General features: G+C 47.9%; 19 protein-coding genes. 9 read left to right on the top strand and 10 right to left on the bottom strand.

What is annotated here, in order from left to right:
* Positions 1 to 80 precede the first annotated feature (80 nt).
* Positions 81 to 728, bottom strand: coding sequence for a pseudouridine synthase (locus U2F10_RS09190; RefSeq protein WP_163664130.1), 648 nt, complete (start codon positions 726 to 728; stop codon positions 81 to 83).
* A 108-nt stretch (positions 729 to 836) separates the two neighbouring features.
* On the opposite strand from U2F10_RS09190, the gene U2F10_RS09185 reads away from it, so the two are divergent.
* Positions 837 to 1,151 carry a hypothetical protein gene (locus U2F10_RS09185; protein WP_163703425.1) on the top strand — a complete coding sequence of 105 codons (315 nt, stop codon included), beginning with the start codon at positions 837 to 839 and terminating at the stop codon, positions 1,149 to 1,151.
* A 21-nt stretch (positions 1,152 to 1,172) separates the two neighbouring features.
* Here the strand turns inward: U2F10_RS09185 and U2F10_RS09180 are convergent, their stop codons facing one another.
* Positions 1,173 to 2,132 (bottom strand): tetratricopeptide repeat protein, encoded by a 960-nt coding sequence (locus U2F10_RS09180; RefSeq protein ID WP_499871812.1) that lies wholly within the window; start codon positions 2,130 to 2,132, stop codon positions 1,173 to 1,175.
* Positions 2,133 to 2,693: 561 nt separating this feature from the next.
* Between U2F10_RS09180 and patR the strand changes: the two genes are divergently transcribed.
* On the top strand, positions 2,694 to 3,797 hold the full coding sequence (gene patR / locus U2F10_RS09175; RefSeq protein WP_499871811.1) for a heterocyst master regulator PatR: 1,104 nt from the start codon (positions 2,694 to 2,696) through the stop codon (positions 3,795 to 3,797).
* A 59-nt stretch (positions 3,798 to 3,856) separates the two neighbouring features.
* Here the strand turns inward: patR and U2F10_RS09170 are convergent, their stop codons facing one another.
* The 5 genes from U2F10_RS09170 to hemW all read right to left on the bottom strand — a co-directional run bounded on the left by U2F10_RS09170 (position 3,857) and on the right by hemW (position 9,184).
* Positions 3,857 to 5,035 (bottom strand): homocysteine biosynthesis protein, encoded by a 1,179-nt coding sequence (locus U2F10_RS09170; protein ID WP_163703424.1) that lies wholly within the window; start codon positions 5,033 to 5,035, stop codon positions 3,857 to 3,859.
* Between the two features lie 17 nt (positions 5,036 to 5,052).
* Positions 5,053 to 5,223 (bottom strand): hypothetical protein, encoded by a 171-nt coding sequence (locus tag U2F10_RS09165; protein WP_163664124.1) that lies wholly within the window; start codon positions 5,221 to 5,223, stop codon positions 5,053 to 5,055.
* Between the two features lie 17 nt (positions 5,224 to 5,240).
* Positions 5,241 to 6,125: a 50S ribosomal protein L11 methyltransferase gene (gene prmA / locus U2F10_RS09160; RefSeq protein WP_163697301.1), complete on the bottom strand. Its 885-nt coding sequence runs from the start codon at positions 6,123 to 6,125 to the stop codon at positions 5,241 to 5,243.
* A gap of 82 nt (positions 6,126 to 6,207) precedes the next feature.
* Complete coding sequence (serA, locus tag U2F10_RS09155) at positions 6,208 to 7,788, bottom strand: phosphoglycerate dehydrogenase (RefSeq protein WP_163697299.1); 1,581 nt, start codon at positions 7,786 to 7,788, stop codon at positions 6,208 to 6,210.
* A 202-nt stretch (positions 7,789 to 7,990) separates the two neighbouring features.
* On the bottom strand, positions 7,991 to 9,184 hold the full coding sequence (hemW, locus tag U2F10_RS09150) for a radical SAM family heme chaperone HemW (RefSeq protein WP_163664118.1): 1,194 nt from the start codon (positions 9,182 to 9,184) through the stop codon (positions 7,991 to 7,993).
* 152 nt (positions 9,185 to 9,336) lie between these two features.
* On the opposite strand from hemW, the gene U2F10_RS09145 reads away from it, so the two are divergent.
* Positions 9,337 to 10,416, top strand: coding sequence for a PIN/TRAM domain-containing protein (locus tag U2F10_RS09145; protein WP_163664116.1), 1,080 nt, complete (start codon positions 9,337 to 9,339; stop codon positions 10,414 to 10,416).
* Positions 10,417 to 10,485: 69 nt separating this feature from the next.
* Here U2F10_RS09145 and guaA read toward each other — a convergent pair whose 3' ends face one another.
* On the bottom strand, positions 10,486 to 12,033 hold the full coding sequence (gene guaA, locus U2F10_RS09140) for a glutamine-hydrolyzing GMP synthase (protein WP_499872346.1): 1,548 nt from the start codon (positions 12,031 to 12,033) through the stop codon (positions 10,486 to 10,488).
* Between the two features lie 410 nt (positions 12,034 to 12,443).
* Between guaA and moaA the strand changes: the two genes are divergently transcribed.
* From moaA to U2F10_RS09110, 6 genes are all read left to right on the top strand, one after another.
* Entirely contained in the window at positions 12,444 to 13,463 is a 1,020-nt protein-coding gene (moaA, locus tag U2F10_RS09135; RefSeq protein ID WP_163697297.1) for a GTP 3',8-cyclase MoaA, read from the top strand.
* Between the two features lie 449 nt (positions 13,464 to 13,912).
* Positions 13,913 to 14,560, top strand: coding sequence for a PTPA-CTERM sorting domain-containing protein (locus U2F10_RS09130; RefSeq protein WP_499871809.1), 648 nt, complete (start codon positions 13,913 to 13,915; stop codon positions 14,558 to 14,560).
* A 429-nt stretch (positions 14,561 to 14,989) separates the two neighbouring features.
* On the top strand, positions 14,990 to 15,874 hold the full coding sequence (locus U2F10_RS09125; RefSeq protein WP_499871808.1) for a PhnD/SsuA/transferrin family substrate-binding protein: 885 nt from the start codon (positions 14,990 to 14,992) through the stop codon (positions 15,872 to 15,874).
* 20 nt (positions 15,875 to 15,894) lie between these two features.
* Entirely contained in the window at positions 15,895 to 17,739 is a 1,845-nt protein-coding gene (locus U2F10_RS09120) for a sensor histidine kinase (protein WP_499871807.1), read from the top strand.
* A 177-nt stretch (positions 17,740 to 17,916) separates the two neighbouring features.
* Entirely contained in the window at positions 17,917 to 19,194 is a 1,278-nt protein-coding gene (locus U2F10_RS09115; protein ID WP_499871805.1) for a rhodanese-like domain-containing protein, read from the top strand.
* A gap of 24 nt (positions 19,195 to 19,218) precedes the next feature.
* Positions 19,219 to 20,514, top strand: a complete 1,296-nt coding sequence (locus U2F10_RS09110) for a methylglyoxal synthase (protein ID WP_499871804.1) — start codon at positions 19,219 to 19,221, stop codon at positions 20,512 to 20,514.
* Here the strand turns inward: U2F10_RS09110 and U2F10_RS09105 are convergent.
* On the bottom strand, positions 20,479 to 20,925 hold the full coding sequence (locus U2F10_RS09105) for a hypothetical protein (protein ID WP_163664103.1): 447 nt from the start codon (positions 20,923 to 20,925) through the stop codon (positions 20,479 to 20,481). The genes U2F10_RS09110 and U2F10_RS09105 overlap by 36 nt on opposite strands.
* 36 nt (positions 20,926 to 20,961) lie before the next feature.
* A complete protein-coding gene (locus tag U2F10_RS09100) occupies positions 20,962 to 22,197 on the bottom strand; it encodes a Hint domain-containing protein (protein ID WP_499871802.1) in 1,236 nt (411 codons plus the stop codon).
* Between the last annotated feature and the right edge of the window lie 436 nt (positions 22,198 to 22,633).

Genomic DNA, 22,633 nt, shown 5'->3' with positions numbered 1-22,633 from the left:
TAGTATGGGAAGTCTTATCAGTTAAATACAGTTCAGCATAGCCGATAAGCATGGCAGATGTTGGTATAAACGCAACCAAATCAGCGGCGACGGCGGCGACGGTGCGAACGGGAACGCCTGATCTGCATGGAATCAGGCTGGTCACAACCTTTTGTTAACTTCCCTAATTGTCGCTGTTCATGGGGTGTGAGGTGACGCCATTGTCCGGGGTGTAGCTGACCCAGATGCAGCTCGCCAATGCTCACACGTATCAGTCGTAACGTCGGAAAACCAATGGCAGCTGTCATCCGTCGTACCTGACGATTTTTACCTTCATACAGGGTGAGCTGTAGCCAGGCGGTTGGAATATGCTGACGGAATCGAATCGGGGGTGTGCGTGGAGGCAGTGCGGGTTGCGTTGTCAACAAGGTCACTGCCGCTGGTCGAGTTTTATAGTCGCGAATGGTCACTCCCTGGCGCAACTGCTGCAAACTATCATGATCAGGAATCCGTTCTACCTGGGCCAAATAGGTCCGGGGATGGTGGAAACGGGGATGACACAGACGATGCTGTAGCTTGCCATCATCGGTGAGCAATAGGAGGCCTTCACTATCCCGGTCAAGCCGACCTACAGGGTAGACATCCGGTACTGAAATAAAGGATTTGAGTGTAGTGTGGCGGCTATCGGTATTTGTGAACTGACTCAGGACATCGTAGGGCTTATAAAAAATCAGATAACGATAGTCCATTAGCGATGGGCAGATGCGGGTAATTCTTGAAGCTGTATTGAGAAATAGTGAAGTTAGTTAACTCGCCAGATATCCTGAATAGATTCGATGAGTATGAGTATTGGCAATATGAACAACGCCTCTAAGTACCGGTTTGTTTGCACGTTGACCTTTGGTGATATCTATGGGCAGATCATTGTCTGGCTCATTGTGCTGTTTTTGAGTTTGGCAACTGCCCTGGCTCTCATGGGGTCTAGTCGTCCTATTTATGCTCTGGTTTGTGTTGGGTTGATCCTGGTCCTATCATTGCCATTTTTGCTATTTGCCTTTGTCACCACTCTGATCAACCATATCGAATTCAGTGAAATGGATGCGATCGCATCAGAGGGCAACCAAAACCGTGCTTTTAGTAACCAGCCCATGTCCAGTCAAACGGCGTCCTAATTAGCGGCTTAACAAAAAGCACTAATTGGCGTCTGATTCAACCGCTTCAGGGGCTTCAGCCGGTTCAGGTGTAACAGTTTCAGGAGAGGCTTCAGCGGGTTGGTTAGCTGGGGCCTCATTTAGGCTAGGAACATCTTCGCTAGGGGTATTTTCGGTGGCCTCACTAACAGGGGGTTGATTAATCAGCTGCTGGATCCGGTCTTTAAACTGAACCGGGGCTAGGGACAGCGCCGATTCAAATAGAGGCTGGGCTTCATCTTCGTTGCCCATCTCCCTGAGAATAAGACCTTTGGCAAGTATGGGGCGAAAGTCTGGTGTGTCGCTGACTGTTTGAGCATCCTGGATAGCCGTATCGTAGGTTGCGATCGCATCTTCAAACCGGGACTGGTCAGCATAAATCTGACCTAGAAGCAATTTGACCGCAATCACATCAATGGTGCCGGGCTGAATCTGATTAGACTGCTCAGCTGTTTTCAGAGTGTCCTGCAGCAAACCAATCGCTGCCTGGGGGCGCTCCTGCTGCACCAGTAAAGCAACCAGACCCTGTAGTGCCTCCATATTGCCAGGTGTGGAGGTCAATACACTGCGGTAGGTTTGGGCAGCCCCTTCTAAATCATTGAGCTGTTGCTTAGTCTGGGCTAACAAGACGGAATATCGCGGCTCTTGGGGATTCAATTCTGCCAGGCGAGCTAATGGCTCAGCCGCACCCGCCAAATCCCCCAGAGTAATGCGGGCTTCCACCAGTCCCTCAAGGGCCGCCTGGTTATCCGGTTCACGTTCCAAAACTAATTCATAACCGTTGGCCCGACCTTCTAACTCGGCCCGACGATCGGTCTCCGTGGCCGTGGGTACACTGTTGTCATAGCCAGGATTCTGATTAAATGCCGCCTGAATTAAGGGTCCAAGTGAGACCGCTAACAGTGCAGCAACAGCTAGGAATAAAATACCGCCAATCAGCCAGCGATTGCGTTTGACAGCCACAGGGCTCCCCTCCTTCAAAGCAACTTGCCCATATTAAACCCAAATGAGTCAGGACCGCTTGGCCCCTGATACACCCCATGGGTAGTGTTCGTACAACTGACTATCCGCTTTAAACTGTTCCAACTGATCATGAACAAAAAATAGTAAATATTTCCTTAGGAATTGCCCCAACTATCTTTAAAGTGCGTCACATCATGGGGAACAAGGTTCAAAATATTTGATCAGACAGAATATCCTTAAATTGAGCTGACATCTGTCAAAATCTGTGAATGGTAACGTAAAAGCGACCATGAACTTAATTGTTTAAGTCACGATTCCAACTATTTTTTTCTAGATAGACTTGGTTTATTTATCTAAAAACTGTTAGGTTCAACCAAACGGCAATTCAATGTCAATTTTATTTTTATGATTTCTAGATAGATACAGATACAAACCAGATATAAGTAATTAGTCAGATGTTAGTTAGATATCTAAATCTGTAGCGACTTATAGCTACCCCCTAAACTATTGTTCAAATTGTTAAGTAAGCCGATTTTCCTGATTGAGGAGGTTTCGAGATTAATGAGTTCTGCAGACAGTCGCCCCCCTGAAATGTCCAATACTTCATCCGATCACAATTCGGATGCTAGCGCAGCTGCTAACTCTAATAGTCCTGCTCTTAAGAAGCCACCTAGACGACCAGCTAAGCCTGTTGCCCCCGTTGAAGAGCCTCCTAAAAAACCCACGATTGAAGCAGTTGCCTTAAAGAAAGCAGATGCCCTTGAGCCAACGCCAATCGTGTCCGAGCCGGGCCCCAAGCCTACGGAGAGTGAGCCTACTGAGTCATCAGTAGCTGAGCCACCAGTAGACGATACGCCTACTGAGCCAGAAACGCCTCAACCCAGGTTGCAGCCGATTGCACCGCCTAGTGAGCCCATGCAGTACAGAGCGATTGGGCTGTTAAAAGGACGCTATGAGCCCTCAGAAGAAACGTTTAACCGGGGTAACATTGTTAACCACGATGGCACCACAACCTGTGCTGTGCTCTTAGGACGCACAACCAGCTTGGTTAAAAAGCATCTAGATTTAGAAAAAGATCACCTCTGGGTGGTTTATCCACGCACTATTTTCCAAGATGATATTGGTATTGCCGTACAAATCGTCGGTGTATGGGAGCCAGAGACCTTGGGCGATGAAGAGGATGACGTGCTCGAAACACCCGCTGATGCAGTGCAGCCCGATTACTTTTCTATTCGCGGTGAGGTCATCAAATTCGATGAGCGGAAAGAGGAGATCACCGTTAGTATCGTGCAAAAGATGCGCACTGGAAAACAGCCCAAACGTCCCTTTAAGCTAGTGATCAATGGCAACATTAGTGTTAAAACCATTGGCTACTTTTGGGATATGCATGTGCAGCGGCAGGGAAACCAGTTGATCTTAACTGATGGTAGCTATGTCGGCGCTGTCCCCCCGAAAAAGCGTTCTAAGAAAAAGCCAATGGGTGGCGGTGGCGGTAGTAAGCGGCGGCCTCCATCATCAAAGCGTGGAGGACGTCCTAGTCCTAAACCTAATCTGGTTAAGGATGATACTGCCAGGGTGGAAAAATCCAATGCAGATGCACCTAAGGTGGTCAAAGTGGGCAACAGCAATGAGGTGGCTGATGCCGCCGAGCGCTCAGAGGGTTAAAGCGGCTGCATCTTCCCAGCTGTATCCCCCAACTATGCCCTAGCGATGCAATGTTGGCCTCAGTTATTCTGGGGCAGAAAGGCTGTTTGTCTCGGTAGGGGAGCAACCGGCTCACTGAGTTGAAACTTACCTTGAATAATCCAGTCTTTTAGGGTGGTCGCAACCTTGCGCCCAAGATAAAGGCTGGATAGGGGAGCTGTTCTCACACGGCTCCCGTTGATGGTAAGACGACCTGATTTAAGTTGCTGATAGCTGACCAAGCCGAAACTGGGCCGGACCCGGCGGGGAATTGAAAAATCAATCACTGGGGCCAGGATATCTTTATCTTCAACGGCACATTTCTGTAAAACAGCTTCATCTAAAACGGGTATGGGGACACCTACACCCAGCATCAGGGACGGTCCATAGCCAGTAAAGTAGCAACCACGAACCCATTCAGGTTGCATTTGTTTCGCATCTCCGATCAGGGCAACGGTGGCAGAGGGGCCAACGGGCGTACCGTTAGGTAATCGTTTTTGTAGAGGGAAGTGTTGAGTCCCTTCCCAAGCTATGTAGCCGGGGGCTCCTCCCACAAATAACCGACTGCCAATGCCAATCGTCTGCATTTGAGGATCGTTCAGCATGGGTGAAAGTGCCCCGGCATTGGCATAGACAGCATTCCCGAGAAATGGCTGTAGTGGACCCAGGTAGGTGAGTAGAGGGCGGTCACTGCTGTTAACCCCGACAATAAAGTTTTGGTAAAGGTTACGGGGATTGAACAGATAAAATTGATTGATCGTATCTTGGGTAATGGAGATATCTAGGGTGGAGCGGGGATAACAGTCGCTGACTTGACCGATGGCTCGGAGATTGACCGATTTGCCGGCAATCAAGGTAGAAATGACGTGGCCTCCACCCCGTTCGCTCGTGATATCGTTATTTTCTGCTGTATCTCCCCAACGATTATTACTAACGGCTTGGCTAGCCCCAAGATAGAGATCAACTGCACCAAAACCGGCATAGGCCTGTACCCCATCCAGATAACATTCTCGGATGTTAATGGGGGGATCGGTATGGCCGAGATTAATAATCGCCCCGGAGGACTCCATGGGTTCAAAGGTGCCGGTGGTGACTACATCCACCGCTTTAGTGGCCGCCTCTAGGCCGAGTTCTGCCACGTTGACTTTAGTTTCTTCGACGGTCCATACGGTGACGCTGCCGTCGTTGATTTTTTGATTAATTTCAGGGATGGTGCGGATGGTGGCCATGGCAGACGTTATCGGCTCCAACGACTCAGAAGCCAGCCGCCTAGAATAGCTGTTGGAAGTAAGACAAGAATGAGTGCAATGGATTCGGGAGGCGCGATCATTGGCCCTATCCATTTAATTAAGACACTGAGTAGGGCGGATGCGATCGCAATTTTCAACACATACAACCCGCTATCCATAATCATTACTCCATTCTTTAAGGACGCCGAATATTCAAACAGCACCAATCTTCACGTCGCCAGAGCGTAGCTACCGTCCAATTATGCGCTTCGAGGGTATCGGCCACCCACTTCGATTGTTCCAACAAAACACCGCTCAAAATCCCCCAGGTGGACTCTTTGGCAATGGCATTAAAATGCGGAATCAGCTCAACGATGATCTCGGCCAAAATGTTGCACAAGATGCCGTCGACGGGTTCACTCACCTTGAGGCTGTCGATACTCCCTTGGGCAACCTGAATGCGACTCGCATCCATACTGTTGAGAGCCCGATTTTCACCCGTTGCCTTAACAGCGAGGGGATCTGTGTCAACAGCATAAACCTGTTGAGCACCAAGCAGAATTGCGCCAATGGATAGAATGCCAGACCCACAGCCAATATCTGCCAGGGTCACTGGTTGAGCGTCGCTCAAACGCATCTCCAGCGCTTCCAGGCACAGCTGGGTGGTTGGATGGGTACCAGTGCCAAAGGCGGTTCCTGGGTCCAGCTTGAGCACTAAACGCGACGAGTCAGTAGGGGGATCCATCCAAGCCGGATTAATCAATAGCCGATCACCAATCGGTTGAGGGTGCCAATATTTTTTCCAGCTTTTGGACCAATCCTCATCTTCAATCAGATGCCAGGTGACATCGGGTAGTTCGTTGATACCCAAACATAGAGCATCTTGCTGAAACCGCAAGGCTAGGGCGGCCAAATCAACATTACAAAACTGCTCTTGTGGAAAATAGGCTTTCACTCGGCTTTGTTGCCCCCAGCGCTCGCTGGCGGTGCCGCGCCCATGCCAATCTTCAAACCGCCAGAAGATCGTATCCTCAAGCAGTGGGGAGCAGGTAACTTGTATTTCCCACCAAGTGTTTGCCAAGGCTTTCGTAAGGGTTATAGAAATCAGCAATAACTGTGTTAAGCACTTGGAGTGTCCTTAACACAGTCATGGTTAACCCATTTTATAGGGCGACGGTATACGCATCGCGAATGCCAGGCACTTTTGTGATCTCTTCGAGAATCCCATCGGGTAGCGGATCGTCAATGCTCAACACCATAACGGCATCACCGCGCACAATCTGGCGTCCCACCTGCATGCTGGCAATATTGACGTTAAAACTCCCTAGTAAAGACCCGATTTTGCCAATAATGCCTGGCATATCGCGGTGCAGGGTGAATAACATGTACTTCGTGGGAGGCACGTTGATGGGAAACTGATTGATGTCAGTAATACGTACTTCACTGCCACCGAGAATAACGCCCGTTACTGAATGCTCACCCAGGGAGCCCTGGGCAGAGACATAAAGGGACCCCGTGAAGTCCTTGATACTCGCATCACGAGTCTCAATCACTTTAATGCCCCGTTCCTTAGCCTCAATGGAGGCATTAACATAGTTCACCCGTTCTCTCAAAGCATTTGTTAATAGGCCTTTGAGAGTGGCGATGACGATGGGCTTACTATCTTGATTTGCCAGCTCACCCTGGAGACGAATTTGCACTTGCTCTACACGTCCACCGGCTAACTGACCTACCAAGTTACCTAAGGTTTCAGCCAACTGTAGATAGGGGCGCAGTTTTTCTAGTACATCGGGGCGGAGGCCAGGGATGTTTACAGCCGACCGGGCAGGGAGTCCCAACAACACATCGCGAATCTGTTCAGCCACATCCACCGCCACATTAATTTGGGCTTCGGTGGTGGAAGCGCCCAAGTGGGGAGTGAGAACAACAGATTTGCCAAGCTCTCGCAGAGCGCTCTCTCCTAAGGGTTCCGCTTCGTAAACATCGAGAGCGGCACCGGCAATGACGCCATTTTTCAGGGCGTCATACAAAGCGGCCTCGTCAATGATGCCGCCGCGAGCACAGTTAATAATACGGGTAGTTGGTTTCATCTTGGCCAGCGCTTCAGCGTTGATCAAGTGGGCAGTTTCCTTAGTTTTGGGAATGTGTAGAGTAATGTAGTCGGCCTCTTGGAAAAGGAGGTCTAAATCCACTAAGCTACAGTTTAATTCAGCCGCCCGCTCCTTAGAAATGAAAGGATCGTAGGCCAGAATAGTCATTCCCATTGAACGGGCAACCGTAGCCACATGGGAGCCAATTTTACCGAGACCGACCACGCCGAGAATCTTTTTGTAAACTTCTACGCCGGTAAACTGTTTACGATTCCAAGCAGACTCTTTGACTGATTTATCGGCTTCAGGAATGTTGCGCGATAGCGACAGCATCATCGCTAGGGCATGTTCTGCTGCGGCAATGGTGTTGCCCTCGGGGGAATTGACCACCACAATGCCGCGACGGGTGGCGGCAGCTACATCGATATTATCGACACCCACACCAGCCCGACCGATAATTTTGAGCTGACTTGCCGCCTCAATCACCTCGCTGGTAACCTTAGTGCCCGAGCGAATCATCAAAGCATCGTAGTTGGAGATTATCTGAACAAGCTCCTCAGGCGGAAGCTTGGTTTTCACATCAACTTGGGCCACCTGGGCCAAAATATCGAGACCAGCTTGGTCAATCGGGTCGGAGACAAGTACCTTCGGCATAGCAGGGAGGATTTTTTTTCACAAGGACTCATCGTACTGCATCACTGCAAGGGGACAAATCCTTTCTTTGGCAAATTATGGATCGCAGATATGGTTGCCAATGTTACAAAACGTTTAAGTTTTTTGGAAGTAGGCAAGGCCTTTCTAGATAGCGATCCCTCTTGTGGAGACGTTCCATGGAACGTCTCCACAAGAGGGATCGCTACTTTTCGGTGAGTTGTTCAATCCCATGAAAGAGATCTGCTAGCACCGTATTCGATATGAGAAAGCCATCGGGATCGCTGAGGCGAAGGCGGTTGTTTTCAAATATGGCTTGACCTGACGTTACATAAGGATGCAAGCGACTATTCAACATGCCGATAAAGGCCGCACCAAATGCGTTGATAAAAGCGCTAATATCGATACCTTCTGCCAGGCGCAACCCTACCATCAAACTATCGGTCAGTTGTTCAGTGACCGGTAATGAGGGTTCATCTAGAATGCCACCGGCTTGTTGATAATTGTTAAGCCACTGTCGGTAAGTCTTTTGGGTGCGGGGGCGGGCAAAACGCTGTCCCTGGGTGTAGCTAGTGGCTCCCATACCAAAGCCATAGAAGGGGCGATTTTCCCAGTAGGTGCGATTATGGCGGCATTGATGCCCCGGTTTGGCATAGTTAGAAATTTCGTAGTGCCCATAGCCCCCGTTGGTCAGAATCTGCTGCCCTAGCCGGTACATGTCAACGGTGGCTGCTTCGGTCGGTAGCGGTTGCTCCCCTGCCTGATACTGCTTACCAAAGGGGGTTTGGGGTTCGATGGTGAGATCGTAGATGGAGATGTGATGGGGACGGATTGCGATCGCCCTCTCCACTGCCTCCTGCCACTGCTCCAAAGTTTGATAAGGCAATCCTGAAATTAGATCTAAGCTCCAACTTGGCACCTGACTTTGATGCATATCATCCACGGCTCGATGCACATCCACCAGGCGATGGAATCGCCCACATCGCTCCAACAAGCCATCGTCAAATGCCTGCACTCCGAGGCTAATGCGATTCACACCTCGGGCACAGTAGCCTTGTACATGGGACAAATCAAAGGTGCCCGGATCCATTTCCATGGACGTTTCTGCATCGGTCGCTATGCCAAATTGCTGATCAAGAGTCTGCAAAATCTGCTCAAGCTGAGCGACAGATAGCAACGATGGCGTCCCACCGCCAAAGAAAACCGTCTTCAGCGCAGGCCCCAAAACGGGTGTAGCCTTGATCTCCTGGCATAGCCAATCGACATAGGTGCTAATGGTGCTAGATGTTTCTCCGCGTTTTCGGTTACCAATGACCGAAATGGGAAAGTCACAGTAAAAGCAGCGACGCCGACAAAACGGAATATGAACGTAGGCCGATGTGGGGGCCGATAAGGGCATGGGGCCACTGGAGAACATAAAAGCATTCAGGGAGGAACCCAATCGTGGGGAACATCAGTGATTATAATGTCGTTGTTTGAGCCTTCCCAGGGATGGTGTATGCTTCACCATCATCACATCAATAGATATACCCTAAGGGCGACATCATTCGAATGCTAGACGCATTAATCATAATTTCATTCATTTTTGCAGGGGCAGGTGTTGGTTTTTACAGTGTTGACCTGCTACCGCCTCAGGTTTTAGGACAAGTTAACAACATTGAAGGTCTCGGTACCGTCATGGCCGGGTTTGGAGGCCTGATTGGTACTGGCCTAGGAATTGTTGCCCAGACCAGCTATCGGCGGTTCGAGAAACAAATCCGCACCCTGCCCCCCGACCGCATTTTTGCTCGGGCCATTGGCTTAATTTTGGGTCTACTCATTGCCAACTTGATTTTGGCCCCCGTGTTCTTGTTGCCGATCCCCAGCGAGTTTAACTTCATCAAACCCTTGGCAGCTGTCATGAACAGCATTATATTTTCAGTCTCGGGGATGAATCTGGCTGACACTCAAGGACGGGCATTGCTGCGTTTAGTCAATCCTTCCAGCGTAGAGAGCATGCTGATTGCAGAAGGCACGCTTAAACCAGCTACCTCAAAGATTTTGGATACTAGCTGCATCATTGATGGCCGCATTGAAGGGCTGCTAGAAACCAGCTTTTTAGAGGGCCGGATCGTTGTTCCTCAATTTGTTTTACAGGAACTACAGGCCGTTGCCGATGCTGCCAACGACCAAAAACGAGCCCGGGGTAGACGAGGGTTGGATATTCTGAATCGTCTGCGGGCGGCTTATCCCGACCGGGTTGTTGTTGATCCTGCCGATTATTCAGACATCACAACTGTAGACGCTAAGCTCGTTAAACTGGCCCAGGAAATGAATGCCATGCTCATTACCAATGACTACAACCTCAGCAAAGTAGCACGGGTGCAGCAGGTAGGCATTTTGAATATTAATGACCTGGCTAAGGCAATTCGCCCGGCGTATTTACCCGGAGACGATATCGAGATCAAAATTCTTAAGGAAGGAAAGGAAGATTTCCAAGGTGTGGGCTATTTGAATGATGGCACCATGGTGGTTGTGGAGTCAGGGAAAGGCTACATCGGCAATAATGTTTTGGTGGTGGTGACTGGCGCTCTACAAACGTCAGCGGGACGCATGATTTTTGCACGCCCTAAAGGGACGGCGACGGCTTAGCTGCAAAAACCCAAAACCCCGGTTGCTAGCAACCGGGGTTTTGAAAAGAGCCTGCGGCTCAAGCGCAGCTTATTCCCACTCGATGGTGCCAGGGGGCTTGGAGGTGATGTCGTAAACCACTCGGTTAACTCCGTCCACTTCATTGACGATGCGGTTGGAAATAACCTCTAGCAAATTGTAGGAAGGCCGAGACCAGTCAGCCGTCATGCCATCTTCACTGCTAACAAGACGCAACACAATAGGGTGTGCATAGGTGCGCTGATCGCCCATGACGCCAACGCTACGAACCGGTAGCAATACCGCAAACGCCTGCCAAAAGTCGTGATACAGTCCTCGATTACGGATTTCTTCCCGCACGATATAGTCAGCATCCCGCAGAATATTGAGCCGTTCCGCCGTCACTTCACCCAGGATACGAATGGCTAAACCTGGGCCGGGGAAGGGCTGACGACGTACAATTTCATTGGGAAGGCCAACGGAGCGACCCACATTACGCACCTCGTCTTTGAAGAGCTTGCGCAGGGGTTCGATTAGCTTAAATTGCAAATCCTTAGGTAGACCACCCACATTGTGGTGGCTCTTGATTTTGACCGCTACCCGTTCACCGGTTTTGGGATCAACGTTAGTGTCTGCAGACTCAATTACATCGGGATATAGTGTACCCTGGGCCAGATAATCAAAGGGTCCCAGGCGTTTTGATTCCTCTTCAAAAACACGAATAAATTCGTGGCCAATGCGTTTCCGCTTTTCCTCTGGGTCAGTAATGCCCTTGATTTTCTCTAGGAAGCGTGTGCGAGCTTGGACGTATTCAACTTTGATATGAAATTGCTGATCAAATAGCTCTACCAGACGTTCAGGCTCCCCCTTACGCATAAAGCCCTGATCAATAAACATGCAGGTTAACTGGTCGCCAATGGCCTGATGGAGTAAAAATGCCAGTGTGGATGAATCTACACCTCCGGACAGAGCCAGTAAAACCCGTTTAGTGCCTACCTTGGCACGTACTTCACGAATGGCCTCTTCCACAAATGCTTCCGTGGTCCATGTGGGCTCACAGCGGCAGATGTGATATACAAAATTACGAATTAAGGCCTGACCATCAACGGAGTGAACCACCTCTGGATGGAACTGCACACCATAAAAGCCTTGGTCATGATTTGCGATCGCAGCACTGGGTGTATTGTCCGTATGGGCTAGAACTTCAAACCCCTGGGGCAGCCTAGTGACCGAGTCACCGTGACTCATCCACATAGTGGAACCGTCACCCACATTGGTTAGCAAATCGGTTGGATCATCAATGTGCAAGGACGCTTTGCCATATTCACCCCGTTCGGCGGTCTCTACTTGCCCCCCCAGCTGTTGCACCATCAACTGCATGCCGTAGCACACACCTAGTATAGGAATCCCCAGATCCCAAATGGCAGGATCACACTTGGGAGCGTGGTCAGCATAAACGGAACTAGGCCCACCGGACAGAATAATGCCCTTAGGATTAAGCTGACGAATTTTCTCAGCTGAAGTGCGGTAGGAAAGCACTTCTGAATAAACTTGAGTTTCGCGAATGCGTCGAGCAATTAGCTCAGAATATTGGGAACCAAAGTCAAGAATAATTAGCATCTGACGGTTAAACTCAGATGGTTTGGTAGATACGTTATCGGTAATAGCGGGAGTTTGTGCAGTCACGGATAGGTCCTGAAGCTCTATTGGGTGGGAAAGCAGGTGTAATTTTCGTATTCTAATGAGCTGCTTATTAAACGCGAGTAGCTAAATCCTGGCATTTAATAACCATTGATTATGGGTAGAGGGTGTGCCGCTCCAGACGTATATGGAAAATTATTTTAACTAGAGTAGCAAACCACGGTATTAATGCTTCATTCTCTAAATTGCTTGTTCAGAATTTGATGTATGCAACTGCGTCAGGCAATACGACTCAATAAGATCGTAGCCGCTAAGATAGAGGCAACCTTTCCCCCACGTGTTCAGCTCCCAACCCCCTGATATATGGGGGCTTTGAGTTCAAAAACCACATGAATCCTATTGATTATCTCCGTATCAGCCTGATTGACCGTTGCAATTTTCAATGTGTGTACTGCATGCCGGAGGGAGCCGACCTTAATTATGTATTGCGAGAGCTTTGGCTAAGTCATGGGGAAATTTTGAGCTTGCTGAAGGGGGTATTTATTCCCTTAGGATTCACAAAATTTCGGCTTACGGGAGGAGAGCCACTGCTACGTCCAGGAATTGTCCAGCTGGTGGATGAGATCTCCCATTTGCCAGAGACAACAGATCTGGCCCTGACGACTAATGCTTTTAAGCTAGAGAAGTTGGCTAAACCTTTATATGATGCAGGGTTACGACGCATCAATATCAGTTTAGATTCATTGCAGCCAGAGACATTTGAGAAAATTGTGGGCCCACCGGCTACTCGTGATTTAACATCAGAGACCGCATCAAAATATATGCGTTGGCAACAGGTATGGCAAGGCATTCAAATGGCCCACCAGGTAGGATTTGACCCCCTTAAACTTAATGTTGTTGTGATTCCGGGTGTCAACGATCACGAGATTTTAGATCTTGCCGCATTAACCCTGGATAGGAATTGGCATGTGCGATTTATTGAGTTTATGCCTATTGGTAATGACGCGCTATTCACAACTAGGGGATGGATTGATTCTGAGACAATTCGCCAACAGATCCGAAATCGCTGGGGCTTAGAAGAATCAAGCATTCGTGGCAATGGCCCTGCAGATGTTTTTAAGATTCCAGGTGCTAAAGGGACGCTCGGATTTATTAGCCAAATGTCTGAATGTTTTTGCGATCGCTGCAATCGCATGAGACTCTCTGCGGATGGTTGGCTACGGCCTTGTCTGTTAAATGAAACGGGTCAACTTAATTTACGAGATGCCTTGCGCAGTGGAGAAGCCATTGAAACTATTCGTGATCGCGTCGGCGCTTTAGTGGCGGATAAACCAGAGATTAATTTCAAAATGCGAGAATCTGGCACTACTGGAGCCTATAGCCGCACAATGTCTCAGATTGGTGGATAAATACATGAGTTTGGCGTTTACATTGGGCTAAGCTAACCGTAGATATTATTAGGGGGACAGCAAGCTTTCTTTTCTGCCTAAAATTGTCTCCAATGGCAGCTATGTCCTTATGGCTGCTTGTATTTGCCCCCAGAGATAGTATTGTTTGAGACACATTTTCCCTCAATTATGTTTGAAGGAAAATGTGTCTACCTTGGTAGAACACCGGATAAATAAGGGGTTATGTCGTTCATCACTGATTTACCCTACGGGGATTACGGTGTATATATTGTCATAAAAAATCATTAGATCGACACAATCTTTTTAGTTGAGCAATTTTCATGAGGATAATGTAAATTTCCCTAAAGAAAAGGTATGACTTGGTCTTATTACACAAGTATTAGTTGATGGATTGAATGGAGTGCATCTGTCTCTAAATACTCAAATAATAGTGTTTTCTGGAGATTCAGATGGAAAGACTAACTAATTTTGGAATGTTTGCCGGTATTACGGCATTAGCCATTGGATTAGGCTCACTAGAGTCTGTTTCAGCAGCCCAATTGACTGAATCTGGTGATGCAGGCGAATTAATTCCAACCGCTCAGCTTTTGCCAGGTGGAATAGATTCTGTTGTTGGTGGAATAGCCTCAGATCGTGACCTTTATGGTTTTAATTGGGGTGGTGGCAACCTGGCCTTAGAAGTTATTTCAGCAAGTTTTGATAGCCAATTGTTTGTGTTTGATAGTTTGGGCGAGATTATTGGTGCAAATGATGACGGCGGTGTCGGCTTGCTTTCTTTGCTGAGCGGTAATCTAACAAGCGGTTTATATTATGTTGGCATTGGAGCCTTTAATAGTGATCCCTTGAATTCTTTTGGTCAAGACATTGAAGATCCCCTTGGTGGTGGTAGTTCAACAGCCTTCCAGCCAGGGCAATGTGGTCTGAGTTTAACGGATTGTACCTTATCCAGTTGGAGATCCAATCGCAGGTCAGGTGATTACACCGTGAGATTTTCTTCGCCTACCATTGCGGCTGACGTTCCTACTCCCGCTCTTTTACCTGGTCTAGTAGGTATGGGAGCAGCGTTGATTCGTAAACGAAAGCAAGAAGCTTCGTAAGCGCATACCTGACACATAAATTACGTGAACTAGCTATTCTAGGGAGGCTCAATTAGCTGAATCTCCCTAGAACATACTAATTAGCCTGAAATCTTGTATATGCTCACTTAACCCTATAAATTCCCTATAAATTACGGTTAATCAAGAGGGTTTCCCAACTGCTCTTAATCCTTAAAATAAGAATGCTTGGTTTTCTGTGAGTCCAAAATAAGAAATATAAACTTTTTTTAAGACAAAGGTTTGTTTTGTTGTTTATTTGGGTTTATCAAGTCTTTTAGGTTTATTTTTAGGGGTCAATCTCGTTTTAAGAAAAGTTTAGAGTGGTTCAGAATTAAGCGCGTAGTCCAAGGATAGTTTGGGCAATATGAAGGTCAAACGGTGCTGTATGCAGGTCAAGCAGTACTGTTAGCCTTCTTGCTTGTGGCTGCTATGGTAGGTCGTCGTTTTTTTCTGGGGTATAGTTTGTTGTTTTTAGGGGGCTGTGGTCTAGCTAAGACAAACTCAACAACCAATAGTCAGTTTGATTATCCTAATAAACTCCACTTCGCTGTGACCGACCTAAGTGGTTCTGATGCTTTAGAGCGAGACTTTGGTGCATTTCGACAAGTTTTAGAAGAGACCCTTCAGCTACCCGTTGTTTTTTTTGCAGTTGAAAACTATTCTGCGGCGGCACCAGCACTCCTTGCCAATGAATTGGATTTTGTGATGGCGGGACCTTCTGAGTATTTGCTACTGAGGGCGCGGGCAGGGGCTATCCCCATACTAGGCATAACTCGTCCCAAGTATGCGGCCATGGTGATGACCCGAGTAGATAGTGGCATTGATCAACTGAGTGATTTGAAAGGCAAGACCATTGCGATGCGAACTGAGGGGTCAACAGCAGGGCATATTATGCCGATGAAAATGTTGCTAGATGCGGGAGTGCCACCTGAAGATTATCAGGTGGTCATGCTTAATCGCCAAGGCTTTGAAGCGTTGCAATCTGGTCAGGTAGATGCCTGGAGTGATTCCCATGATCGTTATGTCGAGTATGTGAAAGCACCAGGTTTGGAGGGGATTGACATTCAAGTCATTGCTGCGAGTGATCATTTGCCCCCCGATGTATTTGTTGCCAATCCTAGTCTGGGGCCACGGTATTTAGAAGAACTGAGAAACCACATGCTTGACCATCAAGAGACATTGATAGCAGCGCTTTTAGCATCTGAAGCCAACCAGAAGTATAAAACATCAGAATTAGTGGCGGTAACTGATGCTGATTATCAAGTCCTACGAGATAGCTATTATGCTATTGGCCAGGGCTCAGCAATTGAATAAGTCTGAGAGGGCTAGGGTCGATGATTGCATTGTTATCCCATGTAGTCTCTAGCTTTAGTAAACGGCTGGGTATCCATCGCAGTATTTCTAAAAAGATTAGTTGTGGATATGCCCTGGCTTTGGGAACAGCTGTTTTGGGCACTACTGGTGGTCTGCTGGGAGGGCATTATGAAGCCTTCTCTGCTCGCAAACAAGCTGAGAATACACTGCGTAAAAAGCAGTTGCTCAATGAGCTGAATACTCATGTTTTGAGTATTCAGATGCATCCTCAGCGGTTACTTGCGATCTCCGGTGAAAGCCGGATCTGGGTGCAGTATGAAACCAATCAATTTAATACAGAACTCCGTCAGCTCCGTCACCAACTAGAGACAATTGAGCAACTTCCCCATACAGCATCTGAAACCCAGCTAACCCTGTTGATCAGTGGCTATCGGACTAATTTGCAGGAGTATGAGCGCTTTATTCAGTACCTTTGGTTTGATTTAGAGGGGGTTGATAATAAGCGAATTGCCTTAGAAGTAATTTCGATCGCCCTTAGTAGTCGAGATGCCAATCAACTGTCCACCACCTTTGAGCAACTGTCTGAAGACTTAACGCGATTGCAACAAACGGCTGATCGGCAGTACCACCAATCCATTGTGCAGCTACAAAAGTCTGAGCAATTACGACTGATCATCATTTTGGTCAGTATGGTCTGTTCCATCGGTTTAGCCATTATCCTGGCTGTGATCACTAGCCGAGCCATTGCCCGGCCCATTGAGCAGCTCACCCTGACTGCACGACGCATTACCCAAGCGAATGATTTTCAGCTACACGTTTCGATTCACACCCAGGACGAGGTCTTGCTGTTGGCAGAGGCATTAAATCAGTTGGTCAGCTGGGCTGGACAATACACCATGGAACTGGAAGACGCTCGCCAAACATTGGAGGTTCGCGTTGTGGAAAGAACCCAGGCATTGCAACAGTCTGAAGCTTCTCTACGGCAGCAGGCTGAGGATTTACAGCAGACATTGGTGGAACTGCGACAAACCCAATGGCAATTGATACAAAGCGAAAAAATGTCGAGTTTGGGACAATTAGTGGCTGGAATTGCCCATGAAATTAACAATCCCGTTAGTTTTATCTATGGCAATCTCAAACATGCGAGTGACTATGTCAACGATATTGTTATGCTGCTGGATCGCTATCAGCAGCATTATCCTGACCCGGCTACTGAAATCCAATCTGCTCTCGAAGAGATTGATCTGCCATTTGTGCGAAAAGATTTTCCAAACCTGATGCAATCCATGGCAGAAGGAGCAGTTCGGATTATCACGATTGTTCAGTCTTTACGATCATTTTCTCGTTTGGATGAGGCGGCTGTTAAATGGGTAGATATCCATAAAGGCATTGATAGCACGCTGACAATTCTCAATAGCCAAATTACGGCTACACCCGGTCAGCCAGGAATTGAGATCGCGCGTGACTATGGTCCATTGCCCTGCATTGAATGCTATGCCGGACAACTAAATCAGGTGTTTATGCATATTCTGAGTAACGCCATTGATGTGCTGCGCTGTTCGCCACCTCAGGGGATGGCTAAGATTGCGATCGCAACCCGCATATTGGAGCCTGATTGGATCTCGATTGAGATCAGTGACAACGGTCCTGGCATTCCTGAATCATCGCTCATACGGCTGTTCGACCCGTTTTATACCACCAAGGCCATCGGCACCGGCACCGGCATGGGCCTATCCATTAGCTATCAAATTATTACCAAAACCCATCAAGGCTCATTAGAATGCCACTCACAGCTAGGACAAGGGGCAAAATTCACGATTAAATTACCCATCAAACTAAATCAAGACGAGACACAAAGTCTCTAGTTAAGACCTATGTTGAGTCAAATCAGTCTTAAAGCAAGATAAGCCAATAAATAAGTAATGGGATAATAAAAGACGTGTGTTAAATCTTGGTCTCAATTCGAGATTAAGCACATCTTAAGTGGACTTAAGGTGAGTCTATTAATCTCGACATAAGATTGTATATTCTTTATCTATGGCATGACTATGGGGTCGATGTATCGTCAAGGGCGTAAACTTTTGTGGGCCGCATGTCTGTGTCTCCAGCTGGCAGCCTGTGGGGCTATGGCTGAAACCAGTGCTCCCGTTTCTCAGCAAGCGTTAGTTGCTCAAATCGAAGCTGGCACTGCACCGCTAATTTTGGATGTGCGTACGGCAGAGGAGTATGAGGCGGGTCACATTCCGGGAGCGATTAACATTCATTTTCGAGAGATTGGTAATCGGATTGACGAGATCGCCCACGGTGGTCCGGTCGTGGTGTATTGCGAGCGGGGTATACGGGTCAAAATTGCAGAAAGAACGCTACGGGACGCTGGCATCACCTCAATTTTCCATTTAGAGGGTGATATTTCTCAATGGAGAAAGAACAATTTACCGCTTGAGCGCAATACTCTCTTTTCTGAGACCATCAAGGCAACTGTGACAGCGCCAGAATTAGCAGCATCTTTAGAAAACCGGTGGATTATCAGCGCACCGGAGGCAAAACGGCTGATTGATCAAGGGGCTACCCTGCTGGATACTCGCAAACTGGCTTTCACCAGGCTACAGGGAGCCGTTTATGTCGACTGGCAACAATTTTCTCCGCAGCAGGTAACCACTCGCGGCAAATTGCTAGAGCAGGATGCCTTGCTAACCCAGCAGCTACAGCAAATGGGCATTTCAAAGGACAGGCCTGTGGTGGTTTTTGCTAACCCACCGGGGGGCTGGGGTGAAGATGGTCGAATTGTTTGGATGTTACGTACGCTGGGACATGCTCAAGTGGCCATGGTGGATGGTGGTTTTGATGCACTGGTGGATGCGGGGGTATCTGTACAACAGGGCACGAACAATGCACCGCCACCTGGAGATTTTGTTGTTGAGCGCAATGTTACATGGGAGATTCAGCAGGAGCAGCTAAAAGCTGAGCTAGGTAACGACAATCTTGTGGTGATTGATACCCGCGAAGCGCGGGAGTTTGCGGGTAAGACCCCCTATGGAGAACAACGAGGTGGCCATGTACCCGGAGCCATCAATCTCTACTTCAAAGAGTTTTTGGGGCAGGATGGCAAACTCCTTTCCCAGGATGATATCCATGCCAAATTGCTGGATGCGGGCATTACACCAGACAGCCAAATTGTTGTGTATTGCACGGGGGGAATTCGTTCTGGCTGGCTGGCATCGGTTTTAGTCACCCTGGACTATCAGGTTAAAAATTATGCTGGCTCCATGTGGGAGTGGTCAGCTTCCCCTGCGGATAGCTATCCTTTGGAAATGCTTTAGGACCATGCTTAGGGAGATAACACCATGCCCGACTGCCTTGCCTTGATTGCCCATGACACCAAGAAAAATGACCTGGTAATGCTGGCAACCAACTACAGGCATGTGTTGGCTCGATACCATTTGATTGCGACTGAAACCACAGGACAGTTAATTGAAACGGTTACTGGGCTACCTGTGGAGCGCATGGCTGCGGGAGCCCAGGGCGGAGAATTGCAGATTGCAGCTCGGGTAGTGTCTGGTGGAGTGGCAGGGGTCTTTTTTTTGCTAGATCCGGTCAGTGTCAATCCTAATGAGCCGGATATTCGGGCGTTGCTGCGGGTGTGTACCTTACACAACGTTGTGCTGGCCACCAATATGGCAACGGCTGAGCTGGCGATTCAAGCGGTTGCAAAGCGACGAGATGCCTATTTGATTTTTAACCCAGTGGCTGGACAGGGCAACCCAGATCGAGATTTGGCCTTAATTCGCCAGATTTTGGCACCCCAGGTTAATTTGCATACGATTTTTACGCAGCCGGATGTGGATCCCATTGACCAGGCAAAAGCTGCGATCGCAACCATCCAAGCCAACCAAACCGAGGATGATACCGGATTTATCATTGCCTCCGGGGGCGATGGGACAGTATCTGCGATCGCAGGTGTGACCATAGACACCGGTATTCCCCTGGGGGTGATTCCGCGAGGGACCGCCAATGCGTTTTCGGTAGCCATGGGGATTCCCACTGACATGAAGCAAGCGTGTGAAGCCATTGCAGCCGGGAATACACGGGTGGTAGATGCCGCCTACTGCAACGATATCCCAATGATTTTGCTGGCAGGTTTGGGATTTGAGGCGGAGATGGTAGACAATGCCAACCGAGAATTAAAAAATCAGCTAGGAACCCTGGCCTACGTTCTATCTGGTGCACAGCAGTTTTTTTCCCAAGAGCTATTTAAGGCAAAAATTGAAATTGATGGAGAGACCATTGAATTTGATACGGTGGCCGTGACAGTGGCCAATGCCGCCCCGGCCACCTCTGTGGCAGCCCAAGGGTTTGGCGAGGTGATTCCCGATGATGGGTTGCTGGAAGTGACGATTCCTCTGCCCCAAACGCGATTACAAGGGGTCAATGTAATGGCCACGTTGTTTACTTCTGCCCTGGTTAAATCCCAAGTTGAGCGGGAAGATGTGATTTGTCTGCGCACCAAGCGGCTTACGGTAACCACAAATCCACCGCAGAAGCTGGTTGTTGACGGGGAGTTATGGGAGGCAAATCCGATTGAGTTTACCTGTGTGCCAGGGGGGTTAACTATTTTTTCGCCGCTGTTGACGGTGGGGTAGCAAAAATAATAAACCCCAAGCCAACCACAGGGGTAGGGTGATGATGAACTCGTACAGTAAAACCCCGAACAGATTGCTATAGCGGCTTGTCATGCCTACCCAAATTGCGCTAATTGCGAAGTAAAGCGAAATCAGGCTAAATGCTCCAACTGCGAGTCGACCGTGATTAACCTTGATCCACCGAAACCGGGTGCAGAGACCAATGATTATGGCCTCTATCGCTGCCCCTAACTGCAGCGGGACAGTATATATGGCGAGTGCCAGGGACCAATCTTCAAGCGCTATCTCACCTGGGTTATAGGGGCCATTGATTCGATAATGTATCCAGGCTGCGAATCCTACCAAAATTAGCCCCCCAAAAAGGTTAATCAGTCCGAGGATAATAGTGCGTAACAGCCTGGAAAAATGCATAGCGTGTAATTGCAAGGGATTAACAGAGACTCAATTTTAATCATTCACTTGTGAGAAATCATAAAGCTTCTCAATATCCATCAAAGAGCATTGTTTAGCCGAGTCTATCTTAATCTTCCAATATTCAGTAAATGATCTGGAATAGGCTGCTCCACTTAGGACATAGCCTTGAGATGATAGGGCAAAATTGATCAGCTCAGCGTTGATTTGAAGCTTAAAAATATAGCTATCTTCTTGCTGGCTACGGCTTAAAGGCACCACCATTTGTAACGTTGGCTGATAGACAATATCGAAATTATTGCCAAATGCATCCTGAAAGATTGTCCTTTGCATGTCGTAGAATGGCTGGTCTACATAGTCAGCCATTTCATCAAACTTTTTCTTAGTCCAATTTTGTTGATACTGGACAAACACTTGAGAGACTAAATCTATCAGCTCAGCCTTATCAATAAAGTCTTGATATGTTGTCTCTGCTACCTCCTGAGAAGGACGTATTTTTATCCAAGGCTCATTATCTTCGGTATATCGAACAGAATAAACATTTTTGAATTTTTCATTGATGCTTTTCGTAAATTCAATCAGTTCAGCATCATCAGTGAACGTCTTATTTCTGAAGCGAATTGAATTATAAATCTCTCTCAGGAAGGCAAAAGGTATCAGACCGGCTATTAGGAGGAATAGAGATAGTATCAACCTCGGTAGGTTTTTGTCATCAAGACCGACTGCTCCGTTGGCTTTTCCATAAGCACCGCCACTGCCAGCAACACCGCCACCGCCACCTTTGTTGTGAACTAAAATACCGTCCGCATAGAAATTATGGGATGGCGTAATCTCCACCAGGTTGTAGATTTTGAGGGGAGCCTGAATATGTTGGATGCTAGAAATCTCAACTGAAGCATTGTTCTCTCCAATAAGATGGTCGCCAATTTTGAGATTGTGAACCTGGACAAGCTCTAAGCCTTGAGTTGTTTGCACATAAAAAGGATGGGAGCCGGTCACCTGAGTAGCATCATTAATCAGGTAATAATCAGACGTTTGTGCTATTTGGATATCGCCAATGGTTTCTATTTCAGTCTGACCATTAGACACATCTAGGCCCACAAGCTGGTCGGTGATAGCGAGTTGTTCTATGGGTTTATAGCCATCTGGAGTCAAGATCGGAGTGCCAGCACCAAAACAGCCCCCACGGGCATAAGCTGTGCCCGTGCAGCAGCAGAGCACCAATAATAACGAGACCAGTCCAATTTGTATGGCTTTAATTGCTCCGGTCATAAATTTAATCAATCGCCGCAGAATACCCTATTTACCGAAGTTACATCTTCAACACTTGGATCAGCAGGAATTTGTACAAGTTTGAACCCTACGTCTGAAGCCGGTACGTCGATGATAGTCAGCGAATAGACGGTTTGTGTTTCTTTAAGGGACTGAAAATGCAATTGCTACCTAATCAGTGCTGAGTTTTGAGGATTGCATTTTGAGTTATGGAAGTCGGCTGTGGCGAGTTGATCCATTTAGTCTTGTTTTGAGACTAAATGGATCAACGTAAGTCTCAAGTTGAGCATAATTCGTCTTGATGTGAGAAAGTTGGGTGCTGCCAAGTTTGGTCTCAAAGCACCTAGTTTAAGATGATCAATTTGCCCAGGGCTGGCACAAGACCAGCCCTGGGCAAAAGGTGGCAATCTGCAGATGTCTCATAAGACATCTGCAG

This window comes from Leptothoe sp. EHU-05/26/07-4 (assembly GCF_043421015.1).
Taxonomy (GTDB): Bacteria; Cyanobacteriota; Cyanobacteriia; order Phormidesmidales; family Phormidesmidaceae; genus Leptothoe; species Leptothoe turfae.
Note: the sequence above shows the minus strand (reverse complement) of the source record. Positions and strands in the feature narration are given on the sequence as shown.